General features: G+C 54.7%; 6 protein-coding genes. 1 reads left to right on the top strand and 5 read right to left on the bottom strand.

Annotation, left to right across the window (positions count from 1 at the left end; translation table 11 throughout):
* Window positions 1-121: 121 nt before the first annotated feature.
* Window positions 122-4,222 (bottom strand): glycosyl hydrolase family 8, encoded by a 4,101-nt coding sequence (locus FFS57_RS09935; protein ID WP_137937637.1) that lies wholly within the window; start codon window positions 4,220-4,222, stop codon window positions 122-124.
* Between the two features lie 379 nt (window positions 4,223-4,601).
* Between FFS57_RS09935 and FFS57_RS09940 the strand changes: the two genes are divergently transcribed.
* Window positions 4,602-6,311 (top strand): molecular chaperone HscC, encoded by a 1,710-nt coding sequence (locus FFS57_RS09940; RefSeq protein WP_137937638.1) that lies wholly within the window; start codon window positions 4,602-4,604, stop codon window positions 6,309-6,311.
* Between the two features lie 99 nt (window positions 6,312-6,410).
* Here FFS57_RS09940 and FFS57_RS09945 read toward each other — a convergent pair whose 3' ends face one another.
* From FFS57_RS09945 to FFS57_RS09960, 4 genes are all read right to left on the bottom strand, one after another.
* Window positions 6,411-7,316, bottom strand: a complete 906-nt coding sequence (locus FFS57_RS09945; RefSeq protein WP_137937639.1) for a class I SAM-dependent methyltransferase — start codon at window positions 7,314-7,316, stop codon at window positions 6,411-6,413.
* A gap of 177 nt (window positions 7,317-7,493) precedes the next feature.
* Window positions 7,494-9,581, bottom strand: coding sequence for a penicillin-binding protein 1C (gene pbpC, locus FFS57_RS09950; RefSeq protein ID WP_137937640.1), 2,088 nt, complete (start codon window positions 9,579-9,581; stop codon window positions 7,494-7,496).
* Window positions 9,582-9,638: 57 nt separating this feature from the next.
* Window positions 9,639-10,379: a glutathione S-transferase family protein gene (locus FFS57_RS09955; protein ID WP_137937641.1), complete on the bottom strand. Its 741-nt coding sequence runs from the start codon at window positions 10,377-10,379 to the stop codon at window positions 9,639-9,641.
* Between the two features lie 20 nt (window positions 10,380-10,399).
* A complete protein-coding gene (locus FFS57_RS09960) occupies window positions 10,400-10,783 on the bottom strand; it encodes a hypothetical protein (RefSeq protein WP_137937642.1) in 384 nt (127 codons plus the stop codon).
* Window positions 10,784-10,939 lie beyond the last annotated feature (156 nt).

Genomic DNA, 10,939 nt, shown 5'->3' on the forward strand with positions numbered 1-10,939 from the left:
GATTGTACAAATGATGAACCGCTGGCGGGCAAATGCCACCGATTTTCTGTCGTCGTCAGCGGTTTACCGTACTTGGCAGAAACGGGCCGTTGGGCCCGTTTCTGTTTGTCAGCTTGCTTGATTAGCAATGTCCATCACGGCACTGCCACACAGGCTTGTCCGGCTGTGGAAGGTTGAGTGCACCGACCTTGTTGCGGGTTGCCTGAGTGGGGGCCAGGCCCCACTGATCAAAAAAGGACAGTAGGTTGCGGCCTGAAATTACGCTGGTTGCATAGATGAACAGTTGTGCCTTGTCCTCATTGCTTTGTGGTTCCGATTCGTTTTTCAGTACGCCGGCCTTACCCAGATCACGATAAGCCTGGTGTACCCGAGGGTAGAAAGACTGATTGCGGAACGCTAGGTTCAGTTGCCAGACCATGGTCAGTTTCAGGAACGGATCTTCGATGCTGTTGTAGTGACGTGAAGATTGGGCCAGGTAATTGGCGGCTTTCTCATAGTTGATCCAACCACTTTCTGGCTGGCCGCGCAGTGTCAGGATGTTCATCGAATGCAGGTTATTGGTGACCTCGCCCATGCTGTCCCAGGTCCAGGCACCCATTTGCATGTTATGGCCTAATTCATGCCATTCACCCCAGCCAGCCGGGTAACCATTCATCAGCTTGTTCCAGGTGGGTGGGGTATCGTTATGCGTCATAATGGGGTAGCCGCTGTGCATGTAACCCCAGGTGATCTGGATATCGGACACGTAGCGGTGTGGTCGTTTGGGGGGCTTATGAGGATCGGGTTGACTGATGCTCTGGCCCATGAAGGCTTCGAAGGCATCTGCCATTTTCTCCCAGGCTTGCATCATGGCCGTCGGATTGGTGACATTGCGGGCAATATGGCCAGGCATGGTCAGTACGAAACGACGGCTGGCAAACTCGGCCCAAGGGGCGGGCGATTGCTTGATGTGTGTCCAGCTGCTGTCGTTGTCCCGTCCCAACACAAAGTAGGGTGCCCGGATTGCCCCGCTGATGGTGGTTTGGATTGGTGCTTGTTGTTCTGATTCTGGTTCCAGATAGATCAAGCCACCAAAAGGACTGGAGATGACATTGCTACCGGGGTTCAGCACTTTTTCCGCACTGACGGCACTGGCGCGTGCCCATTCACGTACATCGGTGTTATACGCCAGGTTGTCGATATGAGGGCCTACGCGTGCCCGATAAACTGCGCCGGCTGGCAGCACGATGGTGATGTTTTCTCCAGGTGGCGCATACAGTCCAGTGCTGATCCAGCCACCTGCACGTGGGTCGATCGCGACTTTTTCGTTGCTGAGTCGTCCCCCTGCAGGGACTTCACCCGGGAAGATGCTGACGCTGGCATCTTTGGCTTGGTTGGGTTGCAGATTCAGGTTGCGATAGTGCTGGTCGAGCACATCGCAGTTGCGGTTTCGCTTGGAGTAACTGCTGTCTTCGGCGCAGGGGTATTGCTGACCGGCCTTCTGTACTCGCACCATGTCCGTCTTGGCCACATTGACTGAATCTGCCAGCTTCTTGTTGAACGGATTGGTGGAAAATAGTCGGAAGGCGCTACTGCTAAGGCGTTCGTAACGGGCCTGGTCATTTGGCAAGTTACCTAGCCCCGGAATATCTGCCAGACGGACCTGGCCATTGCGAAATGCCAGCCAGCGATCATAGGCGAAGGGGGAATACTGCAAGCGTACATCACCTGCATTGCGTATTGCTTCGCCTTTACCGTCGCCCCAGAATTCCAGATCCAACCCTACCTTGTTCAGTAATTGGGTGAAAGGGTAATCGGAGAAGCGCACTTTGCGGGGTTTCACCTTATCCTTGATTGGTGGCCATGGGTAATCGATCATCATCCAGAACCGGCGAGAAACCAGTATATTGCCGCCTTTGCGGACATAGGTTTCGAGCAGGTTTTGCTCGGTCTCGTCAATGTCGTACTCCAGGAAAACCAGTGGGTTTTTGGCCGGATCCAGTTGACTGGCTTCGAAACGGTCAACTTTGATCTTGTTGATGGGGTAGCCGCTGCTGATGTTGAGGTCGGTCTTGGTCAGCAGATTCATCCGCCCACCGCTGTTACGCATCGTGTCGTAACCGTTGGGCAAGGCGCCGGTGACCCAGCCCAAGGCATTTTCGGCAAAGCGGTGTGTGTCGTCATTCGACAGTGATTGCAATGTCTCGATAAAGTGCTGGTGCCCGTAGACAAACAGCCGGCCTTTGCCCAACCGCGCTCCGACCGCCAAGTGATGCTGACCACCGCCACTGATAACCGGGAACGCCCGTTCGGACTGGACATACAGCCCACCAGGAATGATGTAATTGAAGACAGGCGGATTATTGACGTTGCGATAAAGCCGTTGCAGGTCGCTATCCAGGGTCAGCAGGAAGTTTTCATCACGGGTCACGGTGCCTGAATCGGGTGACATACCCGTCTCGCGCGTCAGCTCACTTGGAATGGCGCTGATCCATTTCAATTGAAAGGTCTGGTTGCCGGCGCCGCTACAGTTGTCCTGTACCAATTGAGTGCCGTCCACATTGCCATTTGCCTGCAGGCACAAGCCACTGTGGGCGGCCTTGATCAGATAACCACTACCGTTGGGCTGAAATAGAAAATGCTGGTGTTCACCACCGTTATACGCCCACTGCACGATGGGCGTGTTCGGCGTGGTTTTACGTGCGGTGACATCCCATACTTTATTGCTGTTGGGGTTAAGCGCCCGGAAGCGCCCATTGCCCATATTGGTCAGGTCAAACAGCTGTGCCACTGTGCCGTTACACCACCATTGCTGCACTTTGACATTGTTGGCGGTACCGGCCCCGTCAATGTCGATACATTTACCATTGCTGCCTGCACTGATCACATACCGACCATTGGTGACAGTGGCCAAGCTGGTCTTTGGGCGGGCAGATGGATTGATCGTGTTGGCTTGAGTGCTGTTGGGCGATTTCCCATTATGTTGATTGGGAGGTAATCCATGACGACTGGTGGCGACTGACTGCCAGTTGCCAGATAAGGCGACCATCGAAAGTAGTTTGATCGAGTCCGCAAAGTATTGCTTGTCATCAGTGATCTGCAGGTGGCCCCAAAGCTTGTTCAACCAATCCTGATTCGAGAAGTCGACCATTGCACTGACAGCCAGCGGTGCAGTAAAGGCCAATGAAGACGTACGCGAGGTGGCCTCGCCTGCCAGATCGTATCCAGCCATGATGGCCGACGGGTTGTCACGACTGATACGGCGAGCCCACTGATTCAATGTATTCAGCATGGGAAGCGCCCGGGCATCCCCACTGGTCAGATAATCCATTGCCAAGCGCAATGGTACTTGGCAGGCATGCCAGCCATAGGGGTTACAGATATCACTGGTGACGGCCGGATTGTGGGTCGGTACGAAGCGGCCATTCTCCTGTCGTTGTGCGATGTCCGGTAATAACCCGGTGTTGGCAGCAAAGTCGCGTTGTACTTGTTGAGCGATCTGATAGCTCTGATCCAATAAGGCTTGCCAGAGCGGGTCGCCGGTTGTGTTGGCAAAAGCACGCAAATGACCAAAAGCGTAATCGGCAAAGCGAGTTTGATTTGCCGTGGCAGACGAAGCAATAAATGAATGTTGCGGATTGGCCAGCGTACTTTTCAGGGCGGTAATCACGGCGACGGCTTCTGCCCGATAGTCGATTGCTCCCTGACTTCCCCAGGCCTGATCTGCCAGTAGCAGTGCCAGCGCGGCATCCAAATTACCGTTTGGTATGGCTTGAGAAGGTTTGCCTGGCATACTGACCAGGACACCCTTATTGTCCATGCTTTGTACCGGTGCCATTAATTGGCGATGTTGTGTGCTGGGGAACGCACGATAAAAACGGAACAAACCGTCGAAATTCCGTTGAGCATTGCGGTCGTGTGCGGCCATTTGTACCGAGATCAGCAGACCCAGGCCCTGGCTTTCCATGGTGCTGCTCACGCCATCGGCTCCTGTTGTCTGCACAAAGTACTGGTCAGGCACACCCGGCCGGCTTTTCAAGTAACGTTGCTTCCAGCTTTGGTAGTAGGCCACTGTGGCCTGTATTTGGTCGGCACTACTGGCCTGGCTGGGTCGGATGCTGCCACTGACGAAGTCTGCATTCGGATTGATCGGCAGTTTGTCTACTGCACTGACAGAGAAGGATGTACCACAGCAGGCCAATGCAACAGCAATGGTCAGAGGGCGCAGTGATGGATGCAGCATGTCGTGACGCTCCTTTTTAAAATTGAAATCGTTTACATGAAATTGTCATGCATGCAGTATATCGATTGCTGAAATTAGTTCAATGGCATATTTTGTTATGAATTAGATATTTGCAAGATCGAATGTGATGGTGAAGTAAACAACAGGAGGCTGATTTGGCATCCTCCACCCAAAAATCTTCAACCAGTTCAAGGAGGGCAGCGTGAGACATGATCAGGTTTTGTGATGAATGGAATTTTTCCAGCTGACGGCTGGTCATATCGGCCAGGCACAGCCATGTTGCGCAGCAAGTTGGTCAGTACATTGAATGAATGGATGCCTTCTTGCCCGCGGCAACGTAAAATGAATCGTTTCTCCGCTTGATATTTGTACTGAATCCATGATTATCGGTATCGACCTAGGCACTACCAACAGCCTGTGCGCCGTCTGGCGTGACGGGCAAGCGGTGATGATCCCCAATGCATTGGGCCATAACCTCACACCGTCCGTTGTGGGTATGGATGACAACGACCACGTGTTGGTTGGCTTGCCGGCGCGTGATCGGCTGATTACCCACCCGCATCTCACCACAGCACTTTTCAAACGCTACATGGGCTCTGATCGAGTTGTGCAGCTGGGGCCGAAGCGTTTCCGCCCTGAAGAGCTGTCTGCGCTGGTGCTGAAATCACTGAAGGAAGACGCAGAGCGTTTTCTGGGTGAGACGGTGACGGAAGCGATTATTACCGTACCGGCGTATTTCTCGGATGCACAGCGTAAAGCCACCAAGATTGCTGGCCAGTTGGCTGGGTTGAAAGTAGAACGGCTGCTGAATGAGCCAACCGCTGCCGCGTTGGCCTATGGCCTGCACCAGAATGATCCAGAAAGTCGCTTTCTGGTATTCGATCTGGGCGGCGGTACTTTTGACGTGTCCATCCTGGAGCTGTTTGAAGGTGTGATGGAAGTACGCGCCAGCGCGGGTGATAACCTGCTGGGTGGGGAAGATTTTGTCGAAGCGCTGATTGACCAGTTCATCGAAAAGGTGGGCAAGGTAGCCGGGTTGACTGACAAACAGGCGGATGCGTATGTCTACCAGGCGTTGCGCAAGGAAGCTGAGCGCGTCAAACGTACCTTGAGCAGCAGTGACAATGTTGTCTTCTCGATCGAATTCCAGGGCAAGCCTTTGAGCTGGGATGTCTCCGAGTTTGAGTTCGCCAAGATATCCGAACCCTTGCTGAAGCGCCTGCGTGAACCCATCGAACGCGCGTTGCGTGATGCGCGCATTCGTGCTCACGAACTGAACCAGATTGTATTGGCCGGTGGTGCAACCCGTAAGCCGCTGATAAAGAAGTTGGTTGCCAAAATGTTTGGACGTCTGCCAGCCATGCACCTGAACCCGGATGAGGTGGTGGCACAAGGTGCGGCGGTGCAGGCCGGTTTGAAGATGCGTGACGCAGCGTTGAACGAGATCGTGATGACCGACGTCTGCCCCTATACATTAGGGGTGGAGATCAGCGAGCAGATTGCCCCGGGCCGTTATCAACCAGGTTTCTTCCTGCCCATCATCGAGCGTAATTCGGTGGTGCCGGTATCACGGGAGCAGACTGTGTCAACGGTCAGTGACAATCAGGCGGCGGTATTGGTCAAGATTTACCAGGGCGAAAGCCGGTTGACACGTGACAATATCTTCCTAGGTGAGTTGCATGTTCCCGTACCGCCTAAACCAGCTGGTGAGGTCAGCGTATCCATCCGCTTCACATATGATGTCAACGGCTTGCTGGAGGCGGAAACGACCGTTGACGAAACGGGTGAGAAACGTCAGTTGGTGATCGAAGAAAACCCAGGTGTGCTGAAACCGGAAGAAGTCAAACAGCGCTTGGCTGAATTGGCCAAGTTGAAGATTCACCCGCGCGAGCAATTGGTCAATACGGCGATTCTGGCCCGTGCCGACCGGTTGTATCAGCAAACCCGTGGCGATGAGCGCCTGTTTGTCGGCCATGAAACTGCCCGTTTCCAGGCCGCATTGGAAACGCAGGACAACGATATTATCCAGTCTGCACGAGAAGAGCTGAAAATGGCGCTGGATCAGGTTGAAGGCGAGACCTGGCTGTAAAGTTCGTTAGCCGATGTATGAGTAAAGCCGGTCAGATATCACTGACCGGCTTAGTTTTATCTGTTGCTGGCATCGCAACCTAACAAAGTCATCAGTACTTCATGCAATGTGTGGGGGCCGACCATTTAGCACCACCTCTACCATGTAAAACTGATCAAATACCGGTTCAATGGGCAGAGACAGAGATTCCTCAACCATCAATGTCCGCATCAGATCGCTGAAACGGTGAATCTTTGGCGTGGATAGATGGAAGCTGTTCAATAGTGCTTCCACTTCATGCATGGTGCCACCCCACAACATGGGTTCGCCATGGGATGCGGCATAGCGTGCGGCACGCTGTAACTCGCGAGCCGAATCATCCTGAACGGGAGCGCAGTCGAATATCAGCTGACTGTCGGCTGGTAATTGGTCCAGCAAGGTTTGCAGGGTGTAGCATACGGCTTGCCCATCCAGGTAATAGGCCACACCTTCCCAGATCACGAAAGTCGGTTCATTGCCCAATGCACCGCTCTGTTGCAAAGTGCTGGCCCAGTCACCCATGAAATCAACGCCGATATAGCTGACACGGCCCAGCGTGCTGACGTGGTGTTCGTCCAGCAAGGCTAACTTGGCAGCCTGGGTGGCCGGATGGTCGACCTCGATGAAATGCACGTCGGTGTATTCCGGCCGGTAGGCTCGGTAATCAAAGCCGGCACCTAATAACAACACCTGTCGGATACCGCGCTCATAGGCATCCTGCAACTGGTCGTCTATATGGCGATAGCGCAGGGCGACCACTTCGCACATGCCGCGGGAACCAGATTTGAAGTGGGCGCAACTGCGTAAGAACTGGTAATTGATACTGCGCAACGGGCCGCTCAGCATGAAACGCCAGAATCGCCAAGGGGGTGGAATCATTTGTAGCGATAATGCATCGTACATGATGCGTTGCCCAGGTGGCGCTGCGCTGCAAAGTGCGCGCACCGCAGCCACATCGGCCGCAGTGCGACTAGCTTGATCCAGCATGCCTCTCTCTCCATCAATGCCCAGCTCGGCTTATGGATTATTGTTGCCGGCTGGGTGCCTTTTCTCCTTGATCATGACCTTATTCGCGACCTTATTGGGGCCAGGTAACGGCAGCAAAGGTGCTAGTCAGTCATTGAACACTGCTTGGTAACATTGTGGTGCATATTTGCAGCAATTTCATCTTCGCGGTGGGTTGCCGCGTACTTCGAACTGAATTCGTTCCGGTGCCCGTTTGCCTTGTTGCCAACTGAGGGTGTAACGGCCTGGGGCAGGTTGCCACCAGACCACGTCCGCAGGGGCGCCCAGCGCCTTGCCGTTCAGCACCCATTGGCCTGAACCCGTGGCCTCAAAGCGAATGCGCTGGCGGGCGAGTGGAATATCCGGATCAAGCGCGATGACTTCGCCTGGCGATGGGTAGCGAATATGGCTGCCGACTTCACCCGCAAGATGGATGACCTGTGCTTCGGTTCCGGCCAGGAAGCGTTCCATGCGTGCTGGTTCGACAGCGGGTTCATAGCGTATGACCTGCGTGACGATGCCTTTGGGCGGGGTGGGCGGTTGGCTGGGCTGGCTGGCATGCAGCCGGTGGATGATCTCGCGCCAAGCCGGTGCCGCGCCACTGACGCCCGAGACATCCCACATCGGTTCTCCCGTGAAGTTACCAATCCACACCCCAACGGTGTAACGGCTGGTATAGCCCACGCACCAATTGTCACGCATGTCCTTACTGGTACCTGTCTTTACTGCTGCCCATACTCGGGTGGCTAACGGATTCTCCAGCCCGAAGCTAGTGGCGCGTGCGCCGCGATCACTCAGGATATCGCTAACCAACCAACTGCCACCAGCATCTGCAACAACCCGTTGCGTCGGTCCGTTGGTCAACCTTAGTGTTGGCTCGCTTGTACGGCCTTGATTGGCCAGAGTACGAAAGGCATTGGTCAATTGCCACAGACTGACATCGGCTGAGCCGAGCGCTAGCGAAAAGCCGTAGAAATCTGCAGTTTTGGGTAATTCGAAACCCAGCGCTTTCAGGTGCTTGTAAAAAGGCTCGACCCCGGTCAGTAGCACCGTTCGGACGGCAGGAATGTTCAATGAACCTGCCAGACTGGTGCGGGTACTGACGATACCTCGGAAGGATTTGTCGTAGTTCTGGGGCATGTACATCCCACCCGCCGTGTCCAGATTTACTGGGCTGTCATCAAGCAGCGAGGCTGGGGTCAGCAGGCGCTGTGCAAATGCCAGTTGGTACAGAAAGGGCTTAAGGGTAGACCCTGCCTGACGTTTGGCTTGTACGCCGTCCACTTGGCTGCTGCCCAGATTTTCGCTGACATAGGCCAGTACCTGTCCGGTATGATTGTCCATGACCAAGGCGGCGGCATTGTTGACATTGCGCGCTGCCAAATCGGTTAGCTGGCGATGCAGGATGCTCCGTACAACGCGTTGCAGATCGCCATCCAGCGTGGTTTTGACGGATTGTCCGGGTTGGCTGAGCAGGCGCTGTGCCACTTCCGGGGCATCGTTGGGGTCAAGGCGGCTCCGGTTGCCCAGGCTGAGTGCTTGTGAGATCAGCCCCTGAAGATAAGCACACCCTACCCGAGCTTGCATGGCTTTGGCCAGTTCACAAGCCCGGCGTGATACCGTATCTGCATTGGCATTGGGGCCGCGTAACAACACGGCCAATACGATGCTTTCTCCTTGATTCAGCCCTGCTGGCAGCTTGCCGAACAATCGCTGTGCTGCCGCCCCCACACCAATCGCTTCACCTCGGAAAGGCGCCAGATTGAGATAGGCTTCCAGAATCTGATCTTTGGTCCATTGGCCTTCCAATTGTCGGGCAGCGTTGATCTGACCCATTTTCTGCAACAGGCTACGGCCTTTGGCATCGGCTTTGAGATCATCATCCAACAGTCCTGCCAATTGCATGGTCAACGTGCTGGCACCACGCGGACTCCCTTCGGTTTGATCCACCGCGGCACCTGCCAGGGCTTGCCAATCAACCCCGCTGTGGGACAGAAAACGTCGATCTTCCGACATGATCACTGCCTGCTTCAAGGCAGGAGACAGTTGCGGAAGCGATACCCAAGGTAGGCGTCGCTCATTGAGGTTGGTGCGTTTGACGGCCAATGGTTGGCCTTGTCGATCCAGCAACCAGGCCTCGGACGGCCGCCATTGGCGTCTGATCTCATCAAACGACGGTGCCGCATTGGCAAGTGAAAAAAGGGAGGCTAGGCTCAGGGCCAGCACCAGGTGGCGGGTTCGGAACATCAACGGCTCAATCAATACAGCAAAGGGTGGGTACAAGCCCCGGTCGGGGCTTATCGGTCAATTTGCGCCAGCGGGTAATGGCTGGTCAGCAAAGCACAGTGCCCACATGCGGCGGCAGTAGGCATCAAGATTGGGATGCTGCCGAGCCTGATCGGCGATTGGACTGACTACCGGAACCCAGAGCAGATTGGCCAGGAAACCAAACGCAGTGGTATCCAGTATGCAGGGCCGATCCCCCATGAAGAAGGGTTTGTCGCCCAGAAAGGTTGCAATGGCTTCCAGATCGCGGCATCCCATGTCGTAAATATCTGCTGGGGCGTGGCGGCCAATACCTTGCCCCACCGCATCGCGACGCAACTTACGTTGCACCAGCATGGGTACTACATTGCGTACCAGTGGCGGCAATTGGCCGAAGACGAGTTGTTTGAGATTTGGCCAGTTGCGGTTGTCCAGCCAGCGGGAATACAACGCTGGCCAGTATAGGCTTTCTTCAAATAAGCGCTGGAAAGTGTGAGCGATTGCTTTATCCGCGTCGGATAGGTGTTGATCCAGTGGATCACCATAGCGTTGTTTCAGATGCGTGATGATCAGCGATGAATCCGAGATGATCTGCCCGCCATCGTCAATAAAGGGGAGCTTGCCTTTGGGAGCACGGAAGACGTGGTCACCCTTGATGATTTCGTAAGGCAAATCAGCCAGCCGTAAATAGGTTTCCAACTTCATGCAGAACGGGCTGATGTTGGGCAACCCCCAAAGTTTGGGAAACTGATAAATCTTGATGGGCTGGGCTGGTTGCATAACGAATCCTTTGTGTAGGTTCAGTGGGCTGGATCTACTGTGGTTTTTTCCGATGCTTTGTCATCTACCTTGTCAGCGGGTTTCTTTACACTGTCCTTGGTCTCCTCACCAGGCTCTTCCTTCACCTCCACCTCGGGTTTGGGCTCATCCACAGGGGGAGGAATGTTATCGATCTTCTTCTGAGTCATGTAATCATGCATCTCGCGCCAGCCAGCGTAGACTTCGGCGCGATCGGCGCGTGGATTGCGCTTATAACAGTCCTCCAGCGACCGGCCAGACAGGCGGCAACCTGCGCCCACCGCTTTTGCTTCACGTTGTTTGCGGTTCAATGCGTTATTGATCTGATCACAACCGGTGATGCCCGACACGGCCACCGCGAGTAATGTAATGTGCCATAGTTTCATGTTGGCCCGCCCTGTTGTTGAATGGGTTATATACCATAACCCAATTGCCCTGGCTTGCCGGTGTGGCATGCTGGTGCGAATGGGGATCGACCTGTTGGATTGTCGACCCCCGGGTGCCGGTCATGGCTGGCATTGATCCAGGGTTTGTCTGTTGTG

The organism is Chitinivorax sp. B, assembly GCF_005503445.1.
Taxonomy (GTDB): domain Bacteria; phylum Pseudomonadota; class Gammaproteobacteria; order Burkholderiales; family SCOH01; genus Chitinivorax.

Bases quoted from the DNA above. Each gene is read 5' to 3' on its own strand.
- FFS57_RS09935 (WP_137937637.1), bottom strand. From the start codon at position 4,222: ATGCTGCATCCATCACTGCGCCCTCTGACCATTGCTGTTGCATTGGCC.
- FFS57_RS09940 (WP_137937638.1), top strand. From the start codon at position 4,602: ATGATTATCGGTATCGACCTAGGCACTACCAACAGCCTGTGCGCCGTC.
- FFS57_RS09945 (WP_137937639.1), bottom strand. From the start codon at position 7,316: ATGCTGGATCAAGCTAGTCGCACTGCGGCCGATGTGGCTGCGGTGCGC.
- pbpC (WP_137937640.1), bottom strand. From the start codon at position 9,581: ATGTTCCGAACCCGCCACCTGGTGCTGGCCCTGAGCCTAGCCTCCCTT.
- FFS57_RS09955 (WP_137937641.1), bottom strand. From the start codon at position 10,379: ATGCAACCAGCCCAGCCCATCAAGATTTATCAGTTTCCCAAACTTTGG.
- FFS57_RS09960 (WP_137937642.1), bottom strand. From the start codon at position 10,783: ATGAAACTATGGCACATTACATTACTCGCGGTGGCCGTGTCGGGCATC.